Annotated in this window: 30 protein-coding genes and 1 tRNA gene; 14 read left to right on the top strand and 17 right to left on the bottom strand. The window is 69.5% G+C overall.

Going from position 1 to position 24,796, the window contains the following annotated elements; translation table 11 throughout:
• Positions 1–62: 62 nt before the first annotated feature.
• Positions 63–1,364, bottom strand: a complete 1,302-nt coding sequence (locus tag HZS54_RS05000; RefSeq protein ID WP_179920845.1) for a DUF7405 family protein — start codon at positions 1,362–1,364, stop codon at positions 63–65.
• Positions 1,365–1,559: 195 nt separating this feature from the next.
• Here HZS54_RS05000 and HZS54_RS04995 point away from each other — a divergent pair, with 195 nt between their 5' ends.
• Positions 1,560–2,621 carry a hypothetical protein gene (locus tag HZS54_RS04995; protein WP_179920844.1) on the top strand — a complete coding sequence of 354 codons (1,062 nt, stop codon included), beginning with the start codon at positions 1,560–1,562 and terminating at the stop codon, positions 2,619–2,621.
• 121 nt (positions 2,622–2,742) lie between these two features.
• On the opposite strand, the gene HZS54_RS04990 is transcribed toward HZS54_RS04995, so the two are convergent.
• The 4 genes from HZS54_RS04990 to HZS54_RS04975 all read right to left on the bottom strand — a co-directional run bounded on the left by HZS54_RS04990 (position 2,743) and on the right by HZS54_RS04975 (position 4,214).
• Entirely contained in the window at positions 2,743–2,949 is a 207-nt protein-coding gene (locus HZS54_RS04990) for a DUF8123 family protein (RefSeq protein ID WP_179920843.1), read from the bottom strand.
• 236 nt (positions 2,950–3,185) lie between these two features.
• Positions 3,186–3,259: transfer RNA gene (locus HZS54_RS04985), tRNA-Lys, on the bottom strand.
• A gap of 40 nt (positions 3,260–3,299) precedes the next feature.
• Positions 3,300–3,971, bottom strand: coding sequence for a DUF7119 family protein (locus HZS54_RS04980; RefSeq protein ID WP_179920842.1), 672 nt, complete (start codon positions 3,969–3,971; stop codon positions 3,300–3,302).
• 105 nt (positions 3,972–4,076) lie between these two features.
• Positions 4,077–4,214: a hypothetical protein gene (locus HZS54_RS04975; protein ID WP_179910616.1), complete on the bottom strand. Its 138-nt coding sequence runs from the start codon at positions 4,212–4,214 to the stop codon at positions 4,077–4,079.
• Between the two features lie 246 nt (positions 4,215–4,460).
• Between HZS54_RS04975 and HZS54_RS04970 the strand changes: the two genes are divergently transcribed.
• The 9 genes from HZS54_RS04970 (at position 4,461) to HZS54_RS04930 (ending at position 12,390) form a co-directional block, all read left to right on the top strand.
• Entirely contained in the window at positions 4,461–4,802 is a 342-nt protein-coding gene (locus tag HZS54_RS04970; RefSeq protein ID WP_179920841.1) for a DUF8134 family protein, read from the top strand.
• An 87-nt stretch (positions 4,803–4,889) separates the two neighbouring features.
• The gene (locus HZS54_RS04965) at positions 4,890–6,665 is read left to right on the top strand and encodes a nitrite/sulfite reductase (protein WP_179920840.1); all 1,776 of its coding nucleotides are present in this window, start codon (positions 4,890–4,892) and stop codon (positions 6,663–6,665) included.
• A gap of 114 nt (positions 6,666–6,779) precedes the next feature.
• Positions 6,780–7,064 (top strand): DUF6360 family protein, encoded by a 285-nt coding sequence (locus tag HZS54_RS04960; protein ID WP_179920839.1) that lies wholly within the window; start codon positions 6,780–6,782, stop codon positions 7,062–7,064.
• 146 nt (positions 7,065–7,210) lie between these two features.
• On the top strand, positions 7,211–8,020 hold the full coding sequence (pheA, locus tag HZS54_RS04955; protein WP_179920838.1) for a prephenate dehydratase: 810 nt from the start codon (positions 7,211–7,213) through the stop codon (positions 8,018–8,020).
• 85 nt (positions 8,021–8,105) lie between these two features.
• On the top strand, positions 8,106–8,510 hold the full coding sequence (locus tag HZS54_RS04950; RefSeq protein ID WP_179920837.1) for an Hsp20/alpha crystallin family protein: 405 nt from the start codon (positions 8,106–8,108) through the stop codon (positions 8,508–8,510).
• Between the two features lie 54 nt (positions 8,511–8,564).
• A complete protein-coding gene (locus HZS54_RS04945; RefSeq protein ID WP_179920836.1) occupies positions 8,565–9,020 on the top strand; it encodes a peroxiredoxin in 456 nt (151 codons plus the stop codon).
• Between the two features lie 54 nt (positions 9,021–9,074).
• Positions 9,075–9,767 (top strand): protein sorting system archaetidylserine decarboxylase, encoded by a 693-nt coding sequence (locus HZS54_RS04940; protein ID WP_179920835.1) that lies wholly within the window; start codon positions 9,075–9,077, stop codon positions 9,765–9,767.
• A 171-nt stretch (positions 9,768–9,938) separates the two neighbouring features.
• Complete coding sequence (locus HZS54_RS04935) at positions 9,939–12,008, top strand: PAS domain S-box protein (RefSeq protein ID WP_179920834.1); 2,070 nt, start codon at positions 9,939–9,941, stop codon at positions 12,006–12,008.
• 55 nt (positions 12,009–12,063) lie between these two features.
• The gene (locus HZS54_RS04930; RefSeq protein ID WP_179920833.1) at positions 12,064–12,390 is read left to right on the top strand and encodes a DUF7344 domain-containing protein; all 327 of its coding nucleotides are present in this window, start codon (positions 12,064–12,066) and stop codon (positions 12,388–12,390) included.
• 73 nt (positions 12,391–12,463) lie between these two features.
• Here HZS54_RS04930 and leuS read toward each other — a convergent pair whose 3' ends face one another.
• Positions 12,464–15,190 carry a leucine--tRNA ligase gene (leuS, locus tag HZS54_RS04925; RefSeq protein ID WP_179920832.1) on the bottom strand — a complete coding sequence of 909 codons (2,727 nt, stop codon included), beginning with the start codon at positions 15,188–15,190 and terminating at the stop codon, positions 12,464–12,466.
• Positions 15,191–15,320: 130 nt separating this feature from the next.
• Between leuS and HZS54_RS04920 the strand changes: the two genes are divergently transcribed.
• Together HZS54_RS04920 and HZS54_RS04915 are read left to right on the top strand one after the other, a co-directional pair.
• A complete protein-coding gene (locus tag HZS54_RS04920) occupies positions 15,321–16,262 on the top strand; it encodes an ABC transporter substrate-binding protein (RefSeq protein WP_179920831.1) in 942 nt (313 codons plus the stop codon).
• 239 nt (positions 16,263–16,501) lie between these two features.
• Positions 16,502–17,845 carry a tyrosine-type recombinase/integrase gene (locus HZS54_RS04915; RefSeq protein WP_179920830.1) on the top strand — a complete coding sequence of 448 codons (1,344 nt, stop codon included), beginning with the start codon at positions 16,502–16,504 and terminating at the stop codon, positions 17,843–17,845.
• Here the strand turns inward: HZS54_RS04915 and HZS54_RS04910 are convergent.
• The 10 genes from HZS54_RS04910 to HZS54_RS04865 all read right to left on the bottom strand — a co-directional run bounded on the left by HZS54_RS04910 (position 17,812) and on the right by HZS54_RS04865 (position 23,047).
• Positions 17,812–17,988 (bottom strand): hypothetical protein, encoded by a 177-nt coding sequence (locus tag HZS54_RS04910; RefSeq protein WP_179920829.1) that lies wholly within the window; start codon positions 17,986–17,988, stop codon positions 17,812–17,814. The two genes, HZS54_RS04915 and HZS54_RS04910, sit on opposite strands and share 34 nt — an antisense overlap.
• Positions 17,985–18,287, bottom strand: a complete 303-nt coding sequence (locus tag HZS54_RS04905) for a hypothetical protein (protein WP_179920828.1) — start codon at positions 18,285–18,287, stop codon at positions 17,985–17,987. The genes HZS54_RS04910 and HZS54_RS04905 overlap by 4 nt, the downstream gene beginning before the upstream one ends.
• Entirely contained in the window at positions 18,280–19,038 is a 759-nt protein-coding gene (locus HZS54_RS04900) for a hypothetical protein (protein ID WP_179920827.1), read from the bottom strand. The genes HZS54_RS04905 and HZS54_RS04900 overlap by 8 nt, the downstream gene beginning before the upstream one ends.
• On the bottom strand, positions 19,035–19,334 hold the full coding sequence (locus HZS54_RS04895; protein ID WP_179920826.1) for a hypothetical protein: 300 nt from the start codon (positions 19,332–19,334) through the stop codon (positions 19,035–19,037). The genes HZS54_RS04900 and HZS54_RS04895 overlap by 4 nt, the downstream gene beginning before the upstream one ends.
• Positions 19,327–19,677 (bottom strand): ASCH domain-containing protein, encoded by a 351-nt coding sequence (locus HZS54_RS04890; RefSeq protein ID WP_179920825.1) that lies wholly within the window; start codon positions 19,675–19,677, stop codon positions 19,327–19,329. The genes HZS54_RS04895 and HZS54_RS04890 overlap by 8 nt, the downstream gene beginning before the upstream one ends.
• Positions 19,667–20,539 (bottom strand): hypothetical protein, encoded by an 873-nt coding sequence (locus HZS54_RS04885; RefSeq protein ID WP_179920824.1) that lies wholly within the window; start codon positions 20,537–20,539, stop codon positions 19,667–19,669. Before HZS54_RS04885 ends, HZS54_RS04890 begins: the two co-directional genes overlap by 11 nt.
• Positions 20,536–20,778: a hypothetical protein gene (locus HZS54_RS04880; protein WP_179920823.1), complete on the bottom strand. Its 243-nt coding sequence runs from the start codon at positions 20,776–20,778 to the stop codon at positions 20,536–20,538. The genes HZS54_RS04885 and HZS54_RS04880 overlap by 4 nt, the downstream gene beginning before the upstream one ends.
• A complete protein-coding gene (locus HZS54_RS04875; protein ID WP_179920822.1) occupies positions 20,775–20,957 on the bottom strand; it encodes a hypothetical protein in 183 nt (60 codons plus the stop codon). Before HZS54_RS04875 ends, HZS54_RS04880 begins: the two co-directional genes overlap by 4 nt.
• A complete protein-coding gene (locus tag HZS54_RS04870; protein WP_179920821.1) occupies positions 20,957–22,534 on the bottom strand; it encodes a DUF7123 family protein in 1,578 nt (525 codons plus the stop codon). Before HZS54_RS04870 ends, HZS54_RS04875 begins: the two co-directional genes overlap by 1 nt.
• Positions 22,535–22,906: 372 nt before the next feature.
• Positions 22,907–23,047, bottom strand: coding sequence for an antitoxin VapB family protein (locus HZS54_RS04865; RefSeq protein WP_179920820.1), 141 nt, complete (start codon positions 23,045–23,047; stop codon positions 22,907–22,909).
• Between the two features lie 121 nt (positions 23,048–23,168).
• Here HZS54_RS04865 and HZS54_RS04860 point away from each other — a divergent pair, with 121 nt between their 5' ends.
• Both HZS54_RS04860 and HZS54_RS04855 read left to right on the top strand, forming a co-directional pair.
• Entirely contained in the window at positions 23,169–23,339 is a 171-nt protein-coding gene (locus HZS54_RS04860; protein ID WP_179920819.1) for an antitoxin VapB family protein, read from the top strand.
• A 291-nt stretch (positions 23,340–23,630) separates the two neighbouring features.
• Positions 23,631–24,548 (top strand): hypothetical protein, encoded by a 918-nt coding sequence (locus HZS54_RS04855; RefSeq protein ID WP_179920818.1) that lies wholly within the window; start codon positions 23,631–23,633, stop codon positions 24,546–24,548.
• A 4-nt stretch (positions 24,549–24,552) separates the two neighbouring features.
• Here HZS54_RS04855 and HZS54_RS04850 read toward each other — a convergent pair whose 3' ends face one another.
• Positions 24,553–24,774 carry a hypothetical protein gene (locus tag HZS54_RS04850; protein WP_179920817.1) on the bottom strand — a complete coding sequence of 74 codons (222 nt, stop codon included), beginning with the start codon at positions 24,772–24,774 and terminating at the stop codon, positions 24,553–24,555.
• Positions 24,775–24,796: the final 22 nt, after the last annotated feature.

Raw genomic sequence — 24,796 nt, 5'->3', positions numbered from 1 at the left:
TCCGGCCCGTCCGCGACGGCCGCGGCCGTCCGCCCGAGCCTTCGGTCCGTTCCGTCGAGGCGCTACCCCTCGGGCCGGGGCGTCGGCAGCGCCCGATGACGCCGCGGCGGGACGAGGAAGTTGCCGCGGCGGCGGACGAAGATGTATTCGAGGATGCCGTTGTTGACGCGCTGGCGGACGGCGGGCGTGGCGGCCGTGATGTCGGCGCCGTTCATCGCTTCTCGCACGGCTTCGAACGTCGAGACGCGGCGCTGGAGCGACGGGAAGTGGAGGCTCGCGACGGCCTGGTCGGAGCCGATGTCGTCGGTCGACTCGAAGTGGCGCCGCAGCAGGCGGACGTTCCCCTCGTCGTCGCGGTTGGCGCGGGCCGCCTTCTGGGCGTGGCCGACGCGACCGGTGGCGCGCGCTTGCTCCTCGATATCGTCGAGGAACCGGTCGATCCCGCTGTCGTCGCCGAGGTTCGCGCCGACGCCCTCGACGAGGTCGTTCTCGGCGTGGGCGGGGCTGAACAGCTCGGCGACGCGCTCGGGGTAGTCCTGCTCGCCGTACCAGTCGTCGAGGCGCTGGCGGAGGTTCGCGATCACCTTCGTTGTCCCGCCGGCGAAGGGGCCCTCGTCGATGGTGACGTAGTCCTCGGTGGCCTGGTTTCCGACGAATCCGGCTTTGAAACCCATGAACAGCGGCGACTCCTCGGGGACGGGGTTCGAGTCGGGGATGCCGGCGGCGTCCTGATGCTCGGCGGGGAGGCCGGCGCCGACGAACCCGGTGCGCCGCGAGTCGACCGCCGCGATGTCGGTCAGGCGCGCGTCGACGGGTTCGCCGTTGGCCGACTCGCGGTCGCCGGTCAGCGCCTCGTCGGCTTCGAGGACCACGTCCGCGCGGTCGCTCGCGAGGTGGACGACGGCGTCCTGGGTGTCGAACGTCGGGTCCTCGAAGTCCGAGAGCGCGCGGGGCGGCGGGAGGTCGACCGACGAGGGGAGAGCGGCGTCGAAGCGGTCGAAGTAGGCGGGGGAGTAGGCGACGGTGTGGAGCAGGCCGTCGGCGCTCCACTCGTAGGCCCGGTCGAGCGTCGACAGCGCCGCGGCGAGCGTCGAGCGAGCGTCCGCCTCCGGCGGGCCGTCGCCGTCGAAGTCGACGTACAGGAGGACCTGATGCTCGGGGAGCAGGGAGTTGCCGCTGTCGTCGTGGGGGACGTGGTCGCGCCAGGCGTGCTGGCGCGCGGGCTTGGCCTCGGGGTCGCCCGCGGGGACGGCGTCGCCGTCGCCGTCGGTCCGCTCCTGGCAGGCCGCGAGCGCGCTCGCGCCGCCCAGCGCGACGGCCGCCCGGAGGAACTGTCGGCGGGGGAGGTCGGAGTCGGGGACCATCTGTGTGGGTCGGTACCGTGTGGACCGAGAAGGGGGTTTTGGTCGGTCGGCCGCCGAGCCGGGTTCAGCGACGGGGGGTCCATCCCCGAACCGGTTCGCGTGACGGCCGGGTCGGTCGGTCCGAGGGGAGGACAGACACCGCCGTATGGGCGGAATTGGTAATCATTATACGCGGGGACGCCCGACCACCCGGGTATGCAACGACGAGCCGCGGCGATTTATTTCGTGTTCTTCCTCGTCATCGGGGCCGGGGCGTACGGCCTCATCCAGACGACGGAGGAACCGACGATCTCACTGGAAGGCGACACCGCGTACTCCGCGGGGGACACGGTGGAGTTCGGCGACCGGACGTGGGAGGTCGCCCAGGCCGACGCCGGTAGCGGCGAGCTCGCGTGGGTCAACGAGTCGGCCGTCGTCTCGACGACGCTCGACAACGGCAGCGAGGTCCCGGTGACCGACGTGCGCTGGTCGGACCAGTCGGCCCGGATGGAGCAGGTCTTCCAGGCCGGGTCGACCGTCCAGTACAACGGCAGCGAGTACGAGGTCAGCGTCAACGAGAGCGCGGGCTCGTTCACGCTCGCGCTCGCCAGCGACGCGTCGGTCAACGAGAGCTACGCCGTCGGCGACACGGTCACCTACCGGGGCAACGAGGCGACGGTCACGAGCGTCACGGGCGACGCGGCGACGGTCGTCTGGGGCGGGCCGTACCTGCTCGACGTGCAGACCGAGAACGTGACCGACCCGACGGAGGCGACGTTCGTCGAGCAGCGCGACCTCGAGGCGATGGTCGCCGCCGACCCGGCGCTGTACGACGAGATCGTCACGCAGAACGGCACGCGGAAGGTCACCTACCGCGCCAACGAGACGAACGTCCCCCTCGACGACTACTTCCCGCCCGTCGAGCGCCACACCATCGCCGAGGGCGAGACGCTGACCTACCAGGGCAACGAGACGACCGTCGACGCCGTGACCAACACCAGCGTCGAGCTCACGCGGCCCGGCCAGAACACCGTCACCGTCGGCTTCTCCGAGGGCTCGAACTTCACCGTCGCGGACACGCAGTACTTCGCGCACTTCCCGGACAACTCGTCGGTGTACTTCATGGAGACGGGCGAGCGCTACGGTGACTACCGGGCGCAGGAAAACGAGATCAGCTCCTACAACGACCGGATGAACGGCCTGTGGGGCGTCGCGCAACTCAGCCTCCTCGCTGCGATCCTCCTGGTCGCCATCGCGTACCTGCCCGTCCGGGGCTGACCGCCCGGAACTGACTGTCCACGGCGCGGCCGCGTTCGAGACGATGCGTTTTTGCGAGGCGTTCGACGGGACAGCGCCGGTGCTGTCGGACGTGTGGAGACGAGCGAGAACGGAGGCGGAGTCAGTCGGTGCGGCTGATCCAGACGAGGAGGGCGCCGATGGCCGCGGTCGCGACGGCACCGACCACCTGCAGAGCCGAGGCGGCCACGCTGCCTTTCGTCGTCCAGGGGGCGCCGACGAGCGTCCCGACCGCGACGAGCACGAGCAGGACGCCGACGGCGATGCCGACCGGCTCCAGTCGGTCCGAGGTGTCGTTCGTGGCGTTCATACACCACCCCTCGCGACTCTCCGTGGTAAGTCTCTTGGTTCGCGGTGCTCGCCGCTCACCGGCCGTCGTGGCGTGTCGGAAAACGGGCCGGGAGGGAGTTGAACCACGCCCAGACGTGCTCCCGGGAGTGTTCTCGTTCGCTTCGCTCACGAGAACTGCGCTGCGCGCGCCTGGTCTAGTTCGACTCCTTCCTGCCGGTTCGCTCGACCGCTCGCTCCGCTCACGGTCTCGCTGTACGGGCCGGGAGGGAGTTGAACCCCCGACCATCTGGTTAAAAGCCAGACGCTCTGCCTGACTGAGCTACCGGCCCGCGTTATCCCCTCCGGGAGTTTTCGGTTAAGTACTTACGATCAGCCCCGGTCGAAGCGTCGTTCGAGCGCCGTCGCGACGATCTCGTCGGGCTCGACGTCCTCCAGGGCGGCGCGTCTGCGGAGTTCCCGGTAGATCTCGGGCGGGAGCTCCATGGTGAGTTCCCCGAGGGTGATCCCCTCGATGGCGAGGGCGTCCTCGACGGAGACGCCGTCGTTGACGTCGCTGGCGACCGAGCGGACCTGGCGGACGGTCATGTCGTGGTCGAGGACGGCCCACGCGAGCTGGAGGCGGGCGGCGCCGGCGACGCGAGCGATGTGCTTGGCGGCGGTGGGGGCGATCTCGCCCATCGCGACGTGCTTGCGGATCGAGCGGGGCAGGTCGTGGACGCGGGACCACTTGCGGATGAACGCGACGGTGGCCTCGCCGCCGGCGCGCTCGGCGGCTGCCTTGTACGAGCCTTCCCCGCGGACCAGCGCGGCGCAGGCGGCGGCCCCGCGGAGCATGAAGACGGTGTCGGCCTCGCCGGCGGCGTCGCCGGCGAACTGTCGGACGGTCTCGGCGGCGGTCTCGAGGCTCTCGGGGTCGTCGGGGTCGAACTCGACGGCCTCCTCCGGTCGCTGTCCGGTGACGCTCGGGTCGCCGCGGATGACCGGCGCACCGACCGGTGACTCGCGGTCGGTGGGCGGCTCTCCTGGCCCCTCGTGGCTCATTCATACCCTCCTTCGGAACGGTGTCTCAAAAGGCTCTCGTCTGTTGGTACGGGCGGTGCACGCGCGCGCTCGGCCACGGGCGCCGGGAGTCGGACCTCCGACGCGTCAGTCGGACGCCTCGGCGCGCTCCTCGGAGAGGTGCTCCCAGACCTCGGCACAGCCACAGCCGTCGTCGACGTCGTCGAGGTGGCTGGTGTCCGGCTCGGGCGCTTCGTCGTCGTGGGTGTCTGTCGTCTGGGTCATCGGTTCGTCGTACACCTCCCTATACCCCGTACTCCCTTAACCGATAGCGCTCCCGTAAGTGCTACCCGGGCTTCGGCGTACCGGCAATCCCTTCACCTATCTCGGACGCGCCCGTTCGGGCCGACCGCGTCGACGGGCCGTCCCGGTGTCGAGGCGGTCCGCCGCGGCGCGGCCGGGCGTCCCAGCCCGCGGCGAGTGTTGTGCGGGCCGACAGCCTCTGGGTCGCTCGGGACGTACGGGCGAGCAGTGACGACCGACGTTCACCAGCTCGACGACGGTGCCTGGATCAGCGTCAACGACGAGCGGCGGATCAACGTCAGCGACCTCTGGCCACTCGCCCGCCACGAGGTCTGTGACTGCGAGACCGCGGACTTCCTCGTCGAGGGGTTCGCCGAGGTGGGCGTCGAACACCCCGACATCCAGGCGAGGGTCGCCGGCCGCTGTATCACCTGCGGGACCGAAGCCGTCACCGACTGGATCACCGTCGGCCGCGTCATCGACCCCGAGACCGGCGAATTCTCCGCCGTCGACGTTACGAGCGTCCACGTCCCGGACAGACGACACCGCCTCGCCAGGCCCCAAGAGTAGGCAACAAACCCCGGTTCTTAGGAGAGGTGGGGGCTCTTGTCGAGATGCGCGCGTGTTTAAGTGCGGAGGTCGTGGGACTGTACAAGAATGCCGACGAAAGTCGAGAACTGGAAGAGCGAGATCTACGGCAACGAGATACGCGAACACCTGATGGAGTTCGCCGAGGAGGGCTGGGACGCCATCCCGGAGGACGAGCACGACGCCTGGTTCGAGCGGTTCAAGTGGTGGGGGCTGTACCACCAGCGGAAGGGCCAGGAGTCCTACTTCATGATGCGCATCGGGACGCCCAACGGCGTCCTGAAGCCCGACCAGCTCGAGGTCGTCGCGGAGATCGCCGACGAGTACGCCCGCGGCCCGGTCGACAACCCGGAGTTCGGCGGCGCCTACTGCGACTGGACGACCCGCCAGTCGATCCAGCTCCACTGGATCAAGATCGAGGACGTGCCGGAGATCTTCGAGAAGCTAGAGGCCAACGGGCTGGGGACCCAGCAGGCCTGCGGTGACTCGTGGCGAAACATCGTCGGCTGCCCCGTCGCCGGCAAGGACAAACACGAGCACATCGACGCCTGGCCGGTCGCCGAGGAGCTCCACGAGACCTTCAAGGGCAACGACGACTTCTCGAACCTCCCGCGCAAGTGGAAGGTCGCAGTGACGGGCTGTGACCAGGGCTGTGGCCAGGGCGACATCAACGACCTCGCGTACGAACCGGCCACGAAGGAGGTCGACGGCGAGGAGCAGCTCGGCTTCAACATCCGCGTCGGCGGCGGGCTCTCCCGCAAGGAGCCGCGGTTCTCCCGCTCGATCGACGTGTGGGTGCCGCCGGAGCAGGCCGCCGACATCGGCGCCGGCATGTCCGCGCTGTTCCGCGAGTACGGCGACCGCGAGGACCGCTTCAACGCCCGCATCAAGTTCCTCATGGACGAGTGGGGCCCCGAGAAGATGCGCGAGGTCCTCCAGGAGGAGTTCGTCGACTTCGAGATGAAGACGGCGGGCGAGAACATGCGCGAGAGCTACACGTACAACGCTGGCGGCGAGGAACACGGCGACCACGTGGGCGTCCACGAGCAGCCCGACGGGAACTACTACGTCGGCCTCGACGTCCTCGTCGGTCGGATGGGCGTCGACGACGTGTACGAACTCGCCGAACTCGCCGACGAGTACGGCTCCGGCGAGGTCCGCCTCACCCAGCGCCAGAACGTCATCGTCACGGACGTCGAGAGCGACCGACTCGACGAGTTCCTCGACGAGCCGCTGCTGGAGACCTATTCGCCGGACCCCCACCCGTTCATGCGCGGCTCCATCGCCTGCACGGGCACGGAGTTCTGTTCGCTCTCCATCGTCGAGACGAAGAACCGCCAGGTCCGCTACGCTCGCTGGCTGAAGGACAACGTCGAACTCCCCGAGGGCGTCGAGGACTTCCACATCCACCTCTCGGGCTGCACGGCGTCGTGCGCCCAGCCGCAGATCGCCGACATCTCCCTGCGCGGGATGAAGACCCGCAAGGACGGCGAGCCGGTCGAGGCGCTCGACATCGGCCTCGGCGGCGGGCTCGGCGAGGAACCGCAGTTCGCCGACTGGGTCGAGATGCGCGTCCCGGCCGACGAGGTGCCGGGCTACGTCGAGAACCTGCTCGCCACCTTCGAGGAAGAACGCGAGGACGGGCAGACGTTCCGCGACTTCGTCGCCGAGCGCGACGAGGACACGCTGCAGGACCTCGCGGAGGCCGAGGAGACCTCCTACGAGGACCCGTACATGCACAACACGAAGATGACGTGGTACCCCTACGCCGACGAGGACGAGATGGGCGACTCGCCCGCGCCGACCAACCGCGACGGCGAGCCGCTCGCGCCCGCCGACGACTGATCGCCGGCGACTGACCGCCGACGACTCGACGCCGCCGTCGGCACCCGCTTCGACGCGCCCGGCGTCTTCTCCCGTTCGACGGCCGTTTAAGTAGCTGGGCTGCCGACCGTGGGTATGGTCGACCGCATCCTCAAGGTCAACGCCTACACGACATTCGACCTCCTCGACGGCCGCGTCGAGAGCCACGGCTTCGAGACGGAGGCGCTCTCGGTGCTGAACGTCACCACGGACAGCCGCGACGACCCCGAACACGTCGAACTCCAGGTCGAGATGGACAACACGGACCTGGAGGAGGTGACCCCCCACGCCGACCACGTCGAGCTGTCGGCCGCCCAGGCCCGCGAACTCGCGGGGGAACTGGAAAAGTACGCCGGTCGCGTCGAATCTGCAGAGGACTGAGTCGGCGTCGGGGCTTTCACGCTGTTTGCGGTAGCGACTCTCGAAGCGGCCGAACCGTTCTCAGAACCCTTCGCGCCCGACCCAGCGACGGAAACTGCTGCTAGCGACCACGAGGCTTTTCACGGCGACCGGCGAATCGGGGGGTAATGGAAGCACTCACGCTCGGTCCGGCGGGCACGTACTCCCACCGGGCGGCGAAGGCGGTGGCCGACGAGGTGGTCTTCACGGACTCGAAGACGGCCATCGTCGAGGCGGTCGCGAGCGGCGAGTACGAGCGCGGGGTCGTCCCCGTCGAGAACAGCACCGAGGGGCCGGTCACCGAGTCGCTCGACGCCTTCGCCGAGTTCGACGTGGCCGCGGTCCGCGAACTCATCACGCCCATCCGCCACGCGCTCATCGCGCAGGGCCCCGAGTTCGACGTGGTGGCGAGCCACCCGCAGGCGCTCGCGCAGTGTCGCGAGTACCTCGACGAGAACTACCCGAGCGCCACCCTCGAATCGATGACCTCGACCGCCGCGGGCGTCGAGCGCGCCCGGGAGGACTCCGCCGTCGCAGCCATCGGCCACCCCCAGAACGCAGAGGGCGCGGATCTGCAGGTCGTCGCCGAGGACGTACAGGACCAGTCGTCGAACGCCACCCGGTTCCTCGTCGTCGCGCCCGCGAGCGAGCGGAGCGAGGCCGGCTCGAAGACCTCCTTCATCGTCTACCCGAACGTCGACTACCCCGGGCTGTTGCTCGAACTTCTGGAGCCGTTCGCCGACCGGGACATCAACCTCACGCGCGTCGAATCGCGGCCCAGCGGCGAGCGGCTGGGCGACTACGTCTTCCACATCGACGTCGAGGCGGGCCTCTACGAGGAGCGGACCCAGGACGCGCTGGCGGAGATCGAGGCCATCGCCGAGGAGGGGTGGGTCCGCCGGCTGGGCTCCTACGACAGCGAGACGGTGCTGGACTGACGGCGACGGCGCGCTCGTCGTTCCCGCCTCGACCACCGCGCTCGCGCCGCGCGGCTTAAGGGAGTCGGGCCTGTATCCTCCGGTAATGACAGGATCCACCGATCCGTTCGGCGACATCGAGGAACTGATCGACGTGATGACCGGCGGGCTCGAACCGTCGGGCGACCTGGCGGTCGACGTGGCCGACACCGGCGACGAGTTCGTCGCCGTCGCAGACCTCCCCGGCTACGCGCGCGAGGACATCGACGTGCAGTTGACAGACTCGACGACGCTCACGCTGTCGGCCAGCCGCGAGACCGAGACCGTTGAGGAGGCCGACCGCTACGTCACGCGCGAACGGCACGGCCAGTCGATCACCCGGCAGGTGGGCCTACCCGAACCGGTCGTCGAGACCGAGGCGAGCGCCACCTACGAGAACGGCGTGCTGACGGTCACGCTGCCGAAGCAGACCACGACCGACGACGGCGGCACCGACATCCCGGTCAACTGAACCGTCGGCTGTCGGAACCGCAAACGGCTTTCGCCGGCCGCCCCACCGGCTGGTATGGCACTCGAACCCGGCGACCCGGCGCCCGAGGTGGCGGCTCCGAACCAGGACGGCGAGACGGTCGAACCCGACTGGGCGGGCGTCTCGGTCGTCTACTTCTACCCGAAAGACGACACGCCCGGCTGTACGACCGAGGCCGAGCAGTTTCAGACGGAACTGGGGACGTATCGCGACGCGGGCGTGACCGTCTACGGCGTCTCCGTCGACGGCGTCGACTCCCACGCCGACTTCGCCGACGAGTACGGGATCGAGTTCGACCTGCTGGCCGACCCCGACGGCGAGGTCGTCGACGCCTTCGACGTGGAACGCTCGCGGGGCGTCGCGAGTCGGACGACGTTCGTCGTCGTCGACGGCTCTGTCCAGGCGACCTACACCGGCGTCGACCCCGAGGGTCACGCCCGGAACGTGCTCGCCGACCTGGTCGAGACGGGCGTCGTCTCGATCGAGGACTGACCGGGGCCGGCCCGTTCAGAAGGTTTATCACCGGAACGGATCGGACTACCGGCAATGAGCGTCGCGAACGGCAGCCTGAGATACGCCCTCCTCGCGGTGGTCGCCGCGGCCGTCGTCTTCCCCTTCTCGCGGGTCGCGAGCGGCGTCTGCGTCGTCGCCGCGGTCGGCGTGATATACTTCCACCGCGACCCCGCGCGGGTCGTGCCGCCCCAGGGCGTCGTCGCCCCCGCCGACGGCAAGGTGACCGTCGTCCGCGAGGAGGGCGACCGTCTCCGGCTGGGCATCTACATGAGCGGCTGGGACGTACACGTCAACCGCGCGGCGATGGACGGCACCGTCCAGAACGTCGAGCACATTCCGGGCGCGAACAAGCTCGCGTTCACGAAAGACGCCGAGGAGAACGAGCGGTTGCGCTTCGAGTTCGAGGACTACACCCTCGAACAGATCGCCGGCACGTTCGCCCGCCGGACCTACTCCTACGTCGACCCCGGCCAGAGCGTCGCCCGCGGCCAGCGCATCGGCCACATCTCCTTCGGCAGCCGCTTCGACATGGTGTTCCCGCCCGAGTACGGCCCCGACGACCTCACCGTCGACGTGGGCCACCGCCTCTACGGCGGCGAGACGGTCATCGCTCCCCAGCGCTCGCAGGTGACCGGTGACGACGAAGCCGCGGCCGACGCCGAAGCCCCCGACGCCGCCGACGAACCGGCTCGGGACGCCTCCGCCTCCACCGCGTCGTCCGCCTGACCGCTTCGCTCGCTCCGTCCGTCTGACCGCGCCGCAACCGGCACGGCCGCCCGTCGCGCTCGCCCCCGATACGTCCCGCACACTGGCCGGATACGTGCGTCTCCGTCACGCTCGCATACCGATTAATAACCTGACATATTTACGCGCGGGGCGACCAGTAGCGGGCGAGAAATGACACGGACAGAGGGGGGACGCGCGCGGTCCGGGGGCGACTGCGCCTACGACCCGTCGGTCGTGGCGAGCGAGTCGTTCTTCCGGACGCTGGTCGAGAGCGCGTCTGACGCGATCGTGACCGTCGACGAGACGGGCGGGATCGTCTTCGCCAACCCGGCCATCGAGGAGACGTTCGGGTACGACCCCGAGACGCTGATCGGGCGGTCGGTGACGGCGTTCGTGCCCGAGGACCAGCGCCCGCGCATCCGGGCGGCCTTCGAGGCGCTGCAGTCGGCGCCGGCGCCGCCGTCGGAGTGGGAGGGCATCGAGACCGTCGGCCGCCACCGGGACGGCCGGCTCGTCCCGATCGAACTCTCCCTGCGCGCCCACCGCGACGACGAGACGTGGCTGTTGACCGCCATCGTCCGCGACGTGTCCGACCGCCACGCCGAGCGCATCGAGCGCCGCCGCGAGCGGGACCTGACCGAGCAGCTCCTGCGGACGGTCCCGACGGGGCTGATCGTCCTCTCCGACGAGGGCGTCATCGAGCGGATGAACGACCGCGCGGGCGAGATCCTGGGCGCCGACCCGGCAGACGTGATCGGCGACTCCCGGGAGACCGACGCCTGGCGGCTGCTGGACGCCGACGGCGAGCCGGTCCCGCCCGACGAGCGGGTGTTCCAGATCGCTCGCGACTCGGGGCGACCGGTGACCGAGGTCGAACAGCGCGTCGAGCGGACCGACGGCGAGCGCGTCTGGGTGCGGGTCAGCGCGGCGCCGCTGACGGACGGCGACGGCGGCGACCGGGTCGTGGTCGTCGTCGAGGACATCTCCCACCAGAAGGCCCGCGAGCGCCGGCTGCGCGAGCAGAACGAACAGCTCGAACGCCTCGACAGCATCAACGCCGTCATCCGGGGGATCGACCAGGCGCTGGTGCAGGCGACCACTCGCCGGGAGATCGACGAGGCGGTCTGCGAGGCGCTGGCGGCCGCCGACCCGTACCGCTCGGCCTGGATCGGCGACGTCAACGCCAGCAGCGACGAGGTGACCCCGCGGGCCCACGGCGGCGACGTGGCCGACTACCTCGACGCGATCACCGTCACGCGGTCGGCCGAGCCGAACGGCACCGGCCCCGCCGGCCGGGCGATCCGCTCGCGGTCGGTCCAGGTCACCCACGACGTGGACACGGACCCGGCCTTCGAAGGGGTGCGCGCGGCCGCGGCCGCCCACCGCATCCGCTCGGCGGCCAGCGTCCCGCTGGTGTACGACGGGACGATCTACGGCGTGTTGACCGTCTACGCGGACGAACCGGGCGCCTTCGACGGCACCGAACAGGACGTGCTCGCCGAACTCGGGGGGACGATCGGCCACGCCATCAACGCGGTGACGACCCGGCAGGCGCTCGTGGCCGAGCGCGTGACGGAGCTGCGGCTGGCGGTCGACGACGACCGGCACTTCTTCGCGGCGCTGTCGGCCGCGCTGGACTGCGAGGTGGACTTCGAGGGGGCGACCGTCCAGGCCGACGAGACCTTCCGCTACTACCTGACCGTCGCGGAGGCCGACCCGGACGAGGTGCTCGGGTTCGTCGACGAGTTCGACGGCGTCGAGTCGGCCCGCGTCGTCAGCGTCGGTCCCGACGGGGAGTCGCTGCTGGAGGCGACGCTCGACGCCGGGAGCGCGTTCGGCGTCGTCGCGAGCCACGGCGGCGCCGTCCGGTCGGCCTCGGCGGCCGACGGGCAGTGCGAGGTGGTGGCCGAGCTCCCGGTCTCGGCGGACGTGCGCGCCGTCGTCGAGGCGCTCCGGGAGGCGTTCGACGGGATCGAGGTCCGCGCCCAGCGCGACCGGCCGCGCTCCGGGACCGACTCCGTCTCCTCGGCGCCGTCGTTCGACGCCGACCTGACCGACCGCCAGCGAACGGCCGTCGAGACCGCCTACTACGCCGGCTTCTTCCAGTGGCCTCGCGAGTCCACCGGCGAGGAGGTCGCCGAGTCGCTCGGCGTCTCCGCGCCGACGTTCCACAAGCACCTCCGGGTCGCCGAGCGGAAACTGCTCGCCGCTCGCTTCGGCGACGAGACGGCGGACGGTTGACACTAACCATTTAGCCACGCCACTGAATACCGTACGGGGGTATGGATCGATACAGATGGGACGAAACCACCACGAGGCACTCGAACCGGCCCCCGACGCCACCTCGACCGCCGAGACGGACGAACTGTTCGCCGTCCTCTCGGACTCGAACCGCCGGTTCGTCCTCTCGCACCTCGCCCAGCGGGAGACGCCGCCCGCCCTCGACCCGCTCGCCGGCGCGCTCGCCGAGTGGAACGACGACCTCACACGCGAGGACGCCCGCATCGCGCTCCACCACGTCCACCTGCCGAAGCTCGGAGACGCCGGCCTCGTCGAGTACGACGAGACGGTCCGGCTGACCGACGACGCCGCCGACTCGCTCGACCTGGTCGAGGACGTCTGAGTCGGCGCCGGATCGGAGTTGTTCTAGTAGAGCGACCCAGCGCAGTTCGCGGGCCGTCAGCCCCGCTCGCCGCTCACTCGATGTCGATCGCCGGCCGACCGGGCGAGGCCTTGCCCGCCAGGTCGCCGCCGGCCTCCTCGGCCGACCGGACGACCACGTCGGCGCCGAACTCCTCCTCGATCAGCCACGCGGCCCGCTCCAGCGCGGCCCGCTCCTCGTCGGGCGCGAGCACGTCCGAGAGGGCCTCGCGCTCGGCCTGCAGATCCTGGGCGAAGTCGGCGGCGGCGTCGCCCCGCTCGCGGATCTCGTCGTGACCCATCAGGTCGCCGATGAGGTTGTCGGCGTCGGACTCGCGGGCGAGTTCGTGGGCGCGCGCCTTCCACTCGGGGGCGACCGCCAGCGTGATCGTCTCGGGGTCCTCGATGCCGACGGTGTCGACGATGTCGCGCACGTCCTCGCGGGTGTCCTCGACGAGGCGACTGGCCACGTCGTAGTCGGCGGGCAGGTCGGCGTCGGGCCACTCGGCCTCGGCGAGCAGACCCTCACCACCGAGCCGCTCCCAGACCTCCTCGGCGACGTGGGGCGCGACCGGCCCGAGCAGTTTGACGACCGTGCGCACGCCGCGCTCGACGACGGCGGGGTCGGCGTCCGGTCGCTCGTGGTAGCGGCGCAACAGCGAGACGAGGTCGCGGACGGCCTGCAGCGCGTGGTTGAACCGGAAGTCCTCGAACTCCGCGGTAGCGTTGGCGGCCGTCGCCGCGATCTCGCGGTCGACGTAGGCCGCGTCGGGGTCGTCGTCGACCGCGCTCGCCGCGTCGGCGGCGTCGCCGGCGCCGATACCGCCGTCGCCCTCGACCACTTCCCCGGCCAGCCCGTAGACGCTCTGCAGGAACTGGTAGGACGACCGGACGCTCTCGGGGTTCCAGGCGAACTCCTTCTCGGGCTGGGCGGCCTCCATGATGAACAGTCGGGCCGTGTCGGCGCCGTACTCGTCGATGATCCGCTGGGGGGAGACGCCGTTGCCCTTCGATTTGGACATCTTGTTGCCGTTCTCGCCCAGCACCATCCCCTGCGTGGTGAGGTCGGCGAACGGTTCCCGGACGCCGTCGAGCAACTCCAGGTCGTCGGTCACCTTGGTGAAAAACCGCGAGTACAGCAGGTGCATGACGGCGTGTTCGTCGCCGCCGACGTAGCGGTCGACCGGCATCCAGTCGCTGGCGCGGTCGCCGTCGAACGGCACCTCCTCGGCGTCCGGCGACGTGTAGCGCAGGAAGTACCACGAGGAGTCGACGAAGGTGTCCATCGTGTCCGTCTCGCGCTCGGCGGGACCGCCGCAGTCGGGACATTCGACGGACTTCCACTCCTCGGCGGCGTCCAGCGGATTGCCGGTAGTGTGGACGAACTCCGGCAGTTCGACCGGCAGGTCCTCGTCCGGGACCTCGACGTGGCCACAGTCCTCGCAGCGGATCATCGGGATCGGGGTCCCCCAGTAGCGCTGGCGGGAGATGCCCCAGTCGCGCAGACGGTACTCGACGCGGTGCTCGCCGTCGAAGACGTCGACGAATTTCTCTCTGGCCTCCTCGCTGGTCAGCCCGTCGTACTCGCCGCTGTTCACGAGGAGCCCGTCCTCGGGGTAGGCCGCCTCCTGCACGTCCACGTCCTCGGGGTCGACGTCGGCGTCCGGTTTCGGCTCGACGACCTGCTCGACCGGGATGTCGTGTTCCTCGGCGAAGGCGTGGTCGCGCTCGTCGTGGGCGGGGACGGCGTACAGCGCGCCGGTGCCCACGTCTTCGAGGACGTAGTCGGCGACGTAGACCGGGATCTCCTCGCCCGTCGCCGGGTTCGTGGCGTACTCGCCGGTGAAGACGCCGGAGGTCTCGTCGATCTCGTCCTCGTCGGCGTGTTCGACCCGCTCGACGTACTCGGCCACGTCGTCGTCCGCCTCGGCGAGTCGCTGGGCGACCTCGTGACCCGGCGACACGGCGAAGAAGGTCGCGCCGTGGATGGTGTCCAGCCGGGTGGTGAAGATCTCCACGGTGTCGCCGGTAGAGAGGTCGAACTCGACGCTGTCGCCCTCCTGGCGACCGATCCAGTTGCGCTGGCGCTCCCGGACGCTGTTGGGCCACGCCTCCAGGTCGTCTATCGAATCCAGCAGTTCCTCGGCGTAGTCGGTGATGGTGAAGAACCACTGGTCCATCTCCCGGTGCTCGATGGGGGTGTCACAGCGCCAGCAGATCTCGGCGGCGTCGGCGCCCTCCTCGACCTGCTCGTCGGCGAGGACGGTCTCGCAGGAGGGACACCAGTTGAGTTCGGAGCCCTGCCGCTCGACGAGGCCCGCATCGCGAAACCGCTTGAACAGCCACTGGTTCCAGCGGTAGTAGTCGGGCTCGCAGGTGGTGACCTCCCGCTCCCAGTCGTAGCCGAAGCCCATGGCCTTCAGCTGGGTCTTCATCGAGTCGATGCACTCCATCGTGTAGTCGCGGGGGTTGGTGTCCCGTTCGTTGGCGGCGTTCTCGGCCGGGAGACCGAACGAGTCCCAGCCCATCGGGTGCAGGACGTGCTCGCCGCGCATCCGCTCGAATCGGGCGTAGGCGTCCGTGATGGTGTAGTTGCGGACGTGGCCCATGTGCAGGTCGCCCGACGTGTAGGGGAACATCGCGAGGACGTACTCGGGGTCCTCGGCGTCGTCGGGGATGCGGAACACACCCTCCTCGTCCCACGTGCGCTGCCACCGGGGTTCGATCTCCGCGTGGTCGAACCCCCGCTCTCGCTCGCGTCGCTCGCCTGTCCCGGCAGTCATGCGCGTACGTCGGACAGCGACGTTGCTATACCTTTCCCTTCGCTGGGAGAGCGACACACGGTCGCCCCACCCGGTCCGACCGCCCCCGCCGCCACCGTGGTTTTACGTCCGACCGCACCCACGCTCCGCTATGCGCGTCGCTTCCCTCCTGCCGTCGGCCACGGAGATCTGTTACGCCCTCGGGGTCGAGCCCGTCGGCGTCTCCCACGAGTGCGACTGGCCGCCGGAGGCCGCGGACCTCCCGACGCTGGACCGCTCGCGGGTCGACCCCGACCAGTCCAGCGCCGCGATCAACGAACAGGTCGCCCAGGCCGAACGCGAACACGGCGGCGTCTACGAGATCGACCTCGACGCCCTCGCCGCGGCCGACCCCGACGTGGTCGTCACCCAGGGCGTCTGCGACGTGTGCGCCGTCGACACGCTACTCGTCGAGGAGGCCATCGCTGACGCGGGCATCGACGCCGAGGTGCTCACGACTGACGTTCACGGGCTCGGCGACCTCTACGCCGACATCGAGCGCTTCGGCGAGGTGTTCGACCGCGAGGACCGAGCCGCCGAACTGGTCGCGGATCTCCGGGAGCGGGTCGCGGCCGTCCGCGAGCGCACCGAGGGGATCCCCACCGAGGAGCGGCCCAGCGTCGCCGTCTTCGATTGGCTCGACCCCGTCATGGTCGCCGGTCACTGGATGCCCGAACTGGTCGACGCGGCCGGCGCAACCTATCCGATGGCCGACGCCGGCGACCGCTCGACCCCGCGCGAGTGGGACAGCGTCCGCGAGGCCGACCCCGACATCGCCGTGGCCGCGCCCTGCGGGTTCGGGCTCAACCAGACGCTCGACAGCGTCGACGACCTGACCGACCGCCCGGGGTTCGCGGAGCTGGCGGCCGTCGAGTCCGACCGCGTCTACGCGATGGACGGCCACCACTTCGTCAACCGCCCCGGCCCCAGACTCGTCGACACACTCGAACATCTCGCCGGGCTACTCCACCCCGAACTGTTCGATGTACCGCCCGACGCCGTCGCTCGCGAGCTGCCGGTCGACACCCCGAAACGGGAAGAACCGACGGCGTGACAGCGGGCCGTGACGAGCAGGGGTCAATCGTGACGTAAGTCCTCGATCAGTGCCGCGTTCGTCTCGACGATCGCGTCCCACGCACGGCGCCGTTCGTCAGCGTCCGTGCCGCCTGTTGTGTCGATACCGCATCATCCACGCCGGAAACAGTGTCACCACTCACGGACGGACACACGACAGAAAGCCAAGGGCCGGATTTCACCCTGACCCTTAACAATCCACAGGTAATTGGGAAGGACATGGCTGACAGCGACCCCCGCGACGAGGTCGACACACTCCGCGACCGCCTCGAAAGCGGCGAGCGCTACGTCCAGTTCGAGCCCGACCGGGAGCACCTCCTCCAGATGAGCGACAACATCCGGCTCCTGCCGTCGCAGATCGGCGCCCATCGGCACCTCAAGCTGCTCCGGCACACCTCCCGGATGGCCCAGCTCGCCCAGCCGCCGACCGTCGGCGACTTTGAGGAGAACGACGAGGCCGATGCCGCCGGCGTCACCGACGAGGACGATGTCGAGACGCTCCTCGACGAGCACGGCCTCCTCGGCCTGACGCTGGACTACCGGGCGGCCGCCGACGCGATCGTCCGCTGGATCCACGGCGAGTACGACAACGAGCACACGAACCAGGACTACCGAACCGCCCTGCGTTCGTGGGGTCGCTACCGGCTCAAGACCGACGAGCCGCCCGAGACGCTGGCCTGGATCCCGACCGGGACGAGCAACAACTTCGACCCGACGCCCAGCGAGCGCGATCTCCTCACCCAGCCCGACGTGGAGGCGATGATCGACGCCTGCCACAACGACCGGGACAAGGCACTCATCGCCGTCCAGTTCGAGGCCGGGCTCCGCGGCGGCGAACTCTACGACCTCCGCGTCGGGGACATCTTCGACGGCGACCACTCCACCGGCATCCACGTCGACGGCAAGGAGGGAGAGCGGACCGTCCACCTCATCTGGGCCGTCCCGTGGCTGCAGGACTGGGTCAGCGAGCACCCGACCGGCGACACGACCGACTACCTCTGGGCGAAGCTCTCCGACCCGGACCGACCCAGCTACAACACCTGGCTCGGGTACTTCAAGGCCGCCGCCGAGCGCGCCGGCGTCTCGAAGGACGTGACGCCGACGAATCTCCGGAAGTCCAACACGCGCTGGCTCATCAAGCGGGGCCTGAAGACGCCCCGCATCGAGGACCGGCAGGGTCGCGAACGCGGCTCCGAGCACACCGCCCGCTACCTCGCCCGGTTCGGCGACGAGTCCAACGAGCGCGCCTACGCCCAGGTCCAGGGCGTCGAGGTCGAGGCCGACGACGAGGGGGGCGAGGTCGCGCCCGTTCCGTGCCCCCGCTGCGGGGAGCTCGTCCCCCGACACCGCGACTTCTGCGAGGGGTGTCGGTTCTCGATGGACCTCGAAGCCCAGGATCTCCTCGACACCGTCGACGAACTCATCGACGAGCGGGTCGTCGACGCCGACGATGCCGCCACGCGCGAGGACCTCGTCGAGCTCCGGTCGGGGGTCAAGAGCGACCCCAGCCGTCTCGACAAGGACGACCTTCATGATCTGGCCTCCTCGCTGTCGTTCGACTGAACGATCGACTCGCACAGCGTGACGAGCGGGTCGTCGTCGGGGTACTTCTCGATCAGGCGCTCGGCGGCTGCGACGGTGTCTTCGTCCCAGCCGCCCGAGCGGCTCCCGGTCGCTTCGTCGGTCGTCGTCTGTGTCTCGCTCATGCTCGGTCACGCTCCAGAAGCGGCGCGACGGCTTGCTGCACGTCCCGACGGGGGTCGTCGTCGGTCGCGTCGAGGACGGTCACGATGCTGGTGCCACAGCGGAGTAACAGCGCGCCGCTGGGGGCGTGGAAGCGGACCTCGTCGGTCCCGGTGGGGCGCTCGGCGGCGCGAACGCGCTGGGCGTGGCGCCACGCCGTCTCGGGCGCGACGCTCGCCGGGTCGGTCCGGGCGTCCCAGCGGTCGGCCGCGTGCTCGGTTACTGGGGGGGTCCCGGTGTCGGCCGCGGTGGCTCTACTCAAGGTCGGCCACCTCCCGAAAGTCGGCGGCGTCGAACCGGTCGGACTGCGTCGACAACGGGATCGTCCGCGGTTCGCCGTGGCGGTCCCACGCGACGCGGATGTCCTCGACGGTCACCTCGCGGGCGTAGAGGAGTGCGCTCGACAGCATGTGATAGCCGTCGCCGACCTTCGCAACGACCGCCCGGTCCTCGTGGCCGTCGAAGATCGCGACCGTCGGGTCGTGGCTGTTGTCGAGCCGGTCCAGCTCGTCGAGCACCGACTCGACGGGGTCGGTCGCGTCGTCGGTCTCGAACCAGACGACTTCATCGGCCACGTCGGCGACGTTCTCCTCGAAGTCCTCACGCCCCCAGCTCGTCGTCTCGACCGTCTCGCGCGGCGGACGGGTCACGACACCGACGAGTTCGTGGCGCGTTACCTCTCGCTCTTGGCGAGTGGCGGCGTAGAGGTGGGCGTCGTCACTCCAGTCGGCACGGTACAGGAACTCCGCGATTCTCCCGTCGGTCGGGATCGGGTCGTCGAACCAGTACGCCTCGATCGCCAGCCGCGACACGTTCTCGCGGAACTGGTCCAGCGACTCCGCGCTCTTGAACTGGTCGCCACGGTACCGGACGGCGACGCCGACCAGCTCGATGTCGAGCTTGGCCGTGACCTCTCGGACGGTGCTGTAGAAGTACCCGTTCCGGTCGTCGACGCGGTAGAGGTAGCTGGCGAGCGCGTCGTCCGTATCGATCCGCTCGATGTCACCCGTCATCGCCAGTCCTCCGGGCCGACCAGCGCCCGCTTGTCGACGAGGAACCACTCGTCGTCGGCGTCGGCGACGCTGGGCTGTCGGTCCGTCGGGATCGCGGCCATCGGACAGACGAGCAGCTGCCCCAGCAGGGCCGGCGCGAGCGCGATCTCGTCGTCGTGGTCCGCCGCTGCGTGGGGCGGGTCCTGGCCGAGCCAGTCACGGAACAACTCCACGTCGCCGCCGGTCGGCGTCGTGCGACCCTCGTGGTAGTCGTGCAGCGCCTGGATGAACTCGTCGGAGACGCCGCCGTTAGGCATCGTCGACCTCCTCGAAGATGATGACGCGAACCAGCGTCTCCGGACCGATCGGGTCGTCGTAGTGCTGGTCGACGCCGTTGATGAGCCCCTTGACCGTCTCGGTCGGGTAGTTCGCGGCGAACAGTTCGAGCACCTCCATCGCCTCGACAGCGAGGACGGTGGCCGTCCGCGTGATCTCCAGCGTGGCGAACTGCGTCCCAGACTCCATCACCGCCGGGACGGTATCGCCGACCTCGATCGCGCCGCCGTCGTTGTAGCGGACCGTCGCCGTCTTCTCGCCGCTGAGGATCGGGGCGACGTACTCGTCGGCGAAGACGAGCGTCTTCGAACCGTCACTCGCCATCGGCCTCACCTCCGTCGGCCTCGGTCACCGTGTCGAGGTTCGCGTACGCCTCGCCGTCGTCTTCGCCGTCCTCGTCGCGCTTGTCCCGGCAGACGACACAGTAGCCCGTGTCGTCGACGGAGTCGGTCTCGCGACCACACCGGTCGCACTCGGGCTCGTCGGCGGCCTCGCCGAGGGTGGCCTGCTGGCCGTCGTCGTCCTCGGGCGCGGCGTAGTCGAGCAGCTCCTCCTCCAGGAACCGGACGAACGCGGTCGGCCGGTCCTCGTTGTAGACGGCGACGTAGCCGCTCTCGTAGACGACGCCCTGCATGACGGTGCCGTTCCACGGCCGCGAGAAGCCGAAGCCGATCGTCGCCGGCTCGTCGGCGCTGGCCTGCTGGTGGTAGTCGATGCTCGCGCCGTCGCCGCCGTCGGCGCCGCGCATCCAGACGTTGCCGAGCGTCCCGGCGTCGTTCCACGCCATGTGCAGCGCCTCGACATCGACGACCAGCCGCTCGGGCTGGCGGTCGGTGCGGGCGGCGAACAGGTCCAGCGGGAAGGCAAAGGGGCTCGACCCCTGGACGGACTCGGCGACGACCAGCCCGGTGCCGGTCACGTCGGCGACCCAGTCGGTCGCGATGGTCTCCCGGCGCTCGTCGCGCTCGGTGACGATGCGCTTGTCGCCGGACTGGTCTTCGCTGATGAACACGTCCCGCGTGGGTTCGCGGACGTGCCCGGCGACGGTGCCGGCCTGGACGGGGCGGTCGTCGAAGCTGTCCTGGGTGGTCGACACTTCGAGGGCGGGGAAGCCGCCGTCGCCGAACGTGGAGTCCAGCGGCTCGTCGGCCGGCTCGTCGAGGCGGGCGAGCGTGCCCGCGATCATGCCTCGCCCTCCTCGCCCACACCGACCCAGACGCACACTTCGCCGGCGGCCACGTCGGCGGTCACGTCGACGGTGTCGAGGCCGTGCTCGTCGGCGAGGTCGATGATGTCCTCGGTGCTGACCGTCTCGTCGGTCAGCTCGCGGGTGACGACCAGCCGGCCGTCTTCGCGGCCGATCGAAGCGTCGTCGAGGTCCATCGCGGCCAGCGCGAACTGCTGGCCGAACGTCTCGGCGCTCATCGGTCCGACCCCCGGCACTTGTAGCAGCGGGTGCCCTCGCCGCTGGTCGTCCCGTCGCAGGTCGGGCAGTCGAACAGCTCGTACTCGTTGGCGGTCGCGGCCGACCCGGCTTCGAGCTGGTGGGTCGAGCACAGGCGACCGCGGAGGATCTGCTTGCCGCACCGGCTGCAGGTGGGCATCAGGCGTCACCTCCCTGAGCGGCGGCCGGCTGGAGGTGTGGCGGCAGGTTCGACAGGTCCTCGCGGTCGACACCCTCCATGACGGCGCGGTTCTCGTTGGCGAACCCGCAGTGCCGGCAGGCGAACTCGACGATGAGGTGGTAGTCGCCGTCGGCGAAGCTCGGCGTCTCCTCGAAGTCGGCGTCGGGGTTCTCACCGCCGCAGTTCCGGCAGGTCAGCAGGCCACCGGCGGCCTGCAGACCGGCATCGTCGGCGCCGGGGTCGATCTCCTGGAAGGTCGCCCGCGCCCGGCAGTCGTCCTTCTCGTGCAGGCGGAGCTGGGTGAGCGTCTCGAAGCCCGCGCCGCAGGCGTCACAGGTGTGGCCCGAGCCGTCGGAGAGCACGACCGGCTCCCGACCGTCCTCGTCGAGGCGCCCCTCCAGCTCGTTGAGATAGAGGTCGGCCAGCCCGACCGGGACGATCATCCAGTTGGGGTAGTCGCCGCCCGCGGCGTCGATGACGACGTGCGAGCCGGGCGCGTCGCTCCAGTCGTCGCAAGCGCGGAAGCGGAACTCCCCGAAGTGGCGCTCGTGGTCGTCGTCGGCGGCGACCGTGCTCGCGATGCCCTCCCGGAGCGTTCGCAGGGTGTGCTCGTCCACGTCGACGCTGCAGCCCTCGCAGACGAGGCGGTCGTCGTCGCCGGGGCTTAGGTCGCGCAGGTCGTCGACCGCGGTGCCACAGACCTCGCAGGGTTTGGCGCCGCCGTCGGTTCGGATGTCCGACGGGTCGATATCCACGTCTTCGGGGCCGGCGCGGGCGGCGTCGTCGATGCGGACGATCAGGTCGCCCTCGATGATGTCGATGGCGTCGATGATGCCCGACGACTCGATGCCACCGTCGGCGATGGCGACGCCGATGTCACCCTCGCGCTCGGTGAGGTTGTGGGCTGTCTCCAGGTGGATGGTCGCGCCGAGTGCGTCTGGATCAGTCGGGACGACCACTTCGGCCGACCCGCCGTCACGCGTGAGCTTAAACGCTCCCTCGTACTCGATGGCCGCACCGTCGTCGGGGTCGATGAATGCCAGCGCGTCGATGACCGTGTGCCCGCCGTCGGTCGCGACTTCGGGTTCGAGCCCCTCGGGCGGGGTGAAACACCCGTCGCACGCGAAGGTGTTCGCCCGGAGCATCCGGTCGTCGGCGACGGAGCCGTCGTAGACGAACAGGTAGTCGGCGTCGTTGTCGCAGGGCTCGGGCTCGTCGCCGCGACCCCATAGCTTGCACTCGTGGCCCTCGGGCGCCTCGACCACGTCGAGGATGTCCGGCTCGGGCGGACGCCCGCCGTCGGCTCGGATCTCCGGTCCGCCGTCGGCGTCGGCGCAGATCCGCCAGGTCGCCCCGTTGGAGACGTCGCTGCTCGACCAGCGCTCGACGAGCGGGTCGTCCTCGTCGGCCAGCTGGCCGAGGCGCTGGCCGATGGACTTGTGGAAGTGCTCGTTGTGGCCGAGCTCGGCCGCGACGTGGCGGGCCTTGACGTAGCCGCGGCGGTCGGCCAGCGACTCGACGGCCTCGCGGACCTCCTGGCGGGTGACGGTCGTCATCGCGCGCCCCCCGAGCCAGAACCTATGTCAGTGCCCGCGCCGTACTGTGCGACTGCGGCAGTGTCCCTTTCCGTGGCGATACTTCTATCAGTGTGAACGTCGATTTGCATCGTGGCTCTGTGTAACCCCACTGCGGGCGACGGAGCCGTGGCCCTGCACCAACGGACTTGATCCTTGGACAGAGTGGGTCCGTTGGTGCAGACAGGCTACGCCCGCTTTCGGGCACCCCAGCGAGCCAGATACCACCCGGTAGGTCGCGGTTACCGGCCGCGTTGGCGGCGTATACCTTTCCGGGCGTGGGGTCTGGGTTTGCATGGGTTGCCGTTCTCGGCCTGGTGAGACAGGCCGTGTCTTTTGGTTCGCGAGCGGTGCCTACGTCTCGGCAGCGACAGCGTCGGCCTCATCCAGCACGTCGTTGATCACGTCGTCGAACGACTCGCCGGGCCCCTTCCGCGACCGGAGCCGGCGCCAGGTGTCGACCTTGAGTCGGATCGACGTGTCTTCATCGCCCATCGTATGTGTGCATACACGGCAGCCACAAATAGCTTACTCTTGTTAGGGTGCGCAGTTGCACACATGCACACAAGTCCGCAGTGGGGGTAGGTATAAAACGGTGCAATGCGCACACGCATACATGGCCGACGACGATGTGAACATCCGGATCAAGCACGACACGTGGAAGCGACTCAACAGTCGTAAAGAGCCGAACGACTCGTTCGACGACGTGATCCGCCGTGTTCTCGATCGCGCCGAAGACCAAGGGGCCGACGAGGGAAATCCGAAGACGGCGGCGACGGCTGACTGACATCTACACCTCCCCCGCGAACACGATGGCTGCGTAGGGCACGGTCCGATCCTCCTTCGCATCGACCAGCTCGTAGTGCTCGGCCTGGGGCACGGTGAGCATCGCGTCCCACACCGACGGGAGTGTGGTACTTGAGGGCTCTTCTCACGTGGAGTGAAAGTAAAATCACGGAAACTGGTACGTTACGGCCGCTGACGTATCAAACCAGGGCGTATTTGCGTGTGCCGGGTGGTGAAAGTGGTCGGGCAGTCTCGCCAGTATCCCTTAGTAGGCGGACAGTAATCGGTAGGTATGGACCGCCGACAGTTCCTTGCGGCAGCATCGGTCGCAGCCACGGGCGCCGTTGCGGGGTGTCCGAGCGGTAGCGGTGGGCAGGATTCGGATGGGGGCGAGACGCCCGCCCCGACGGACACACCAACACCGACGCCAACGCCGACCTCGACGCCCACGGCGAGCCCGTCGCCGACGCCGGAGCCAACACCGACACCGGAACCAACGCCACAGGCGCCGGCGATCAACGCGGCCAATCTGGTGACGGCGTTCCAGGGCCGCGGCGACGTGACGGACAACGCCGTCGAGAGCATCGGTGAAGGTGGGTGGGCCGTCCTCGGTGTGGACCTTGACCTCCCCGCGACCGGCGGCACCGTCGCGGCCACGCTTCAGGGCCGCGTCTTCGACAGCACGGGATCGCGCGTTGGGTACCAGACCAAACAGGGCAGCCAACTCACGGAAGAGGGTGAGCGCGAGTCCTACGAGACGGCGGTCGCGTTCGACAGCCGCCGGTGGCCCCAGGGCAGCTACACCGCCGACGCGATCGTCCGCGACGACGCACAGAATCGGACCTCGGAAAGCGTCGAGGTCGCGTTCGACATCGTCGAGCCGCTGACCGACGGTGACGTGATCAAGGCCAGCGAGGACATCCCCGACCAGATCGAACCCGGCGAGCCGTTCAGCTACACCGTCACGCTACGGAATCGGACCGCCCGCGACTCGTCGATCGTGACGGGCGTCAGCTGGCAGGGCGAGTCCGACATCTGGTACACCTACGAGTCGGGCGCTCGCATCAACATCCCGGCTGGTGGGGAGTACGAGTATAGCGTCGTGGATGCGACGGTCGACGAGGTGGGCACCTACACCTACCGGCTCGACGCGGTTGACGTGCGATGGACGCTCGAAGTCGGCGACGTAGAAGGGGGATCGGTCAGCTAACCGGTCAGTGTAGTTCGTCGTACCACTCGCTCGTAACGTCTCGCTGGCTGCAGTCCTTGTCGTGGTTGATGTACTCCGGCGCCGCGGCCGACGCACCGCACCCCTCACAGACGACTTCGCCGGTCGGCTCGCCCATTTTGAACCCGTCGTCCCAGACGGGCGTGTCCGAGCGGACCAGCTCAAACAGCGTATCGGGGTCCGAGAAACTGCGCGTTCGCTCACCCATCGGTCGTCACCTCCACCCACAC

It is taken from the genome of Halosimplex pelagicum (assembly GCF_013415905.1).
In the GTDB taxonomy this organism is placed as follows: Archaea; Halobacteriota; Halobacteria; order Halobacteriales; family Haloarculaceae; genus Halosimplex; species Halosimplex pelagicum.
Note: the sequence above shows the minus strand (reverse complement) of the source record. Positions and strands in the feature narration are given on the sequence as shown.

Bases quoted from the DNA above. Each gene is read 5' to 3' on its own strand.
- HZS54_RS04880 (WP_179920823.1), bottom strand. From the start codon at position 20,778: ATGAGCGCCGAGACGTTCGGCCAGCAGTTCGCGCTGGCCGCGATGGAC.
- HZS54_RS04885 (WP_179920824.1), bottom strand. From the start codon at position 20,539: ATGATCGCGGGCACGCTCGCCCGCCTCGACGAGCCGGCCGACGAGCCG.
- HZS54_RS04900 (WP_179920827.1), bottom strand. From the start codon at position 19,038: ATGACGGGTGACATCGAGCGGATCGATACGGACGACGCGCTCGCCAGC.
- HZS54_RS04870 (WP_179920821.1), bottom strand. From the start codon at position 22,534: ATGACGACCGTCACCCGCCAGGAGGTCCGCGAGGCCGTCGAGTCGCTG.
- HZS54_RS04980 (WP_179920842.1), bottom strand. From the start codon at position 3,971: ATGAGCCACGAGGGGCCAGGAGAGCCGCCCACCGACCGCGAGTCACCG.
- HZS54_RS04915 (WP_179920830.1), top strand. From the start codon at position 16,502: ATGGCTGACAGCGACCCCCGCGACGAGGTCGACACACTCCGCGACCGC.
- HZS54_RS05000 (WP_179920845.1), bottom strand. From the start codon at position 1,364: ATGGTCCCCGACTCCGACCTCCCCCGCCGACAGTTCCTCCGGGCGGCC.
- HZS54_RS04910 (WP_179920829.1), bottom strand. From the start codon at position 17,988: ATGAGCGAGACACAGACGACGACCGACGAAGCGACCGGGAGCCGCTCG.
- HZS54_RS04875 (WP_179920822.1), bottom strand. From the start codon at position 20,957: ATGCCCACCTGCAGCCGGTGCGGCAAGCAGATCCTCCGCGGTCGCCTG.
- HZS54_RS04945 (WP_179920836.1), top strand. From the start codon at position 8,565: ATGGCACTCGAACCCGGCGACCCGGCGCCCGAGGTGGCGGCTCCGAAC.
- HZS54_RS04995 (WP_179920844.1), top strand. From the start codon at position 1,560: ATGCAACGACGAGCCGCGGCGATTTATTTCGTGTTCTTCCTCGTCATC.
- HZS54_RS04920 (WP_179920831.1), top strand. From the start codon at position 15,321: ATGCGCGTCGCTTCCCTCCTGCCGTCGGCCACGGAGATCTGTTACGCC.
- HZS54_RS04895 (WP_179920826.1), bottom strand. From the start codon at position 19,334: ATGCCTAACGGCGGCGTCTCCGACGAGTTCATCCAGGCGCTGCACGAC.
- HZS54_RS04950 (WP_179920837.1), top strand. From the start codon at position 8,106: ATGACAGGATCCACCGATCCGTTCGGCGACATCGAGGAACTGATCGAC.
- HZS54_RS04990 (WP_179920843.1), bottom strand. From the start codon at position 2,949: ATGAACGCCACGAACGACACCTCGGACCGACTGGAGCCGGTCGGCATC.
- HZS54_RS04940 (WP_179920835.1), top strand. From the start codon at position 9,075: ATGAGCGTCGCGAACGGCAGCCTGAGATACGCCCTCCTCGCGGTGGTC.
- HZS54_RS04965 (WP_179920840.1), top strand. From the start codon at position 4,890: ATGCCGACGAAAGTCGAGAACTGGAAGAGCGAGATCTACGGCAACGAG.
- HZS54_RS04850 (WP_179920817.1), bottom strand. From the start codon at position 24,774: ATGGGTGAGCGAACGCGCAGTTTCTCGGACCCCGATACGCTGTTTGAG.
- HZS54_RS04860 (WP_179920819.1), top strand. From the start codon at position 23,169: ATGGCCGACGACGATGTGAACATCCGGATCAAGCACGACACGTGGAAG.
- pheA (WP_179920838.1), top strand. From the start codon at position 7,211: ATGGAAGCACTCACGCTCGGTCCGGCGGGCACGTACTCCCACCGGGCG.
- HZS54_RS04975 (WP_179910616.1), bottom strand. From the start codon at position 4,214: ATGACCCAGACGACAGACACCCACGACGACGAAGCGCCCGAGCCGGAC.
- leuS (WP_179920832.1), bottom strand. From the start codon at position 15,190: ATGACTGCCGGGACAGGCGAGCGACGCGAGCGAGAGCGGGGGTTCGAC.
- HZS54_RS04890 (WP_179920825.1), bottom strand. From the start codon at position 19,677: ATGGCGAGTGACGGTTCGAAGACGCTCGTCTTCGCCGACGAGTACGTC.
- HZS54_RS04930 (WP_179920833.1), top strand. From the start codon at position 12,064: ATGGGACGAAACCACCACGAGGCACTCGAACCGGCCCCCGACGCCACC.
- HZS54_RS04960 (WP_179920839.1), top strand. From the start codon at position 6,780: ATGGTCGACCGCATCCTCAAGGTCAACGCCTACACGACATTCGACCTC.
- HZS54_RS04865 (WP_179920820.1), bottom strand. From the start codon at position 23,047: ATGGGCGATGAAGACACGTCGATCCGACTCAAGGTCGACACCTGGCGC.
- HZS54_RS04935 (WP_179920834.1), top strand. From the start codon at position 9,939: ATGACACGGACAGAGGGGGGACGCGCGCGGTCCGGGGGCGACTGCGCC.
- HZS54_RS04855 (WP_179920818.1), top strand. From the start codon at position 23,631: ATGGACCGCCGACAGTTCCTTGCGGCAGCATCGGTCGCAGCCACGGGC.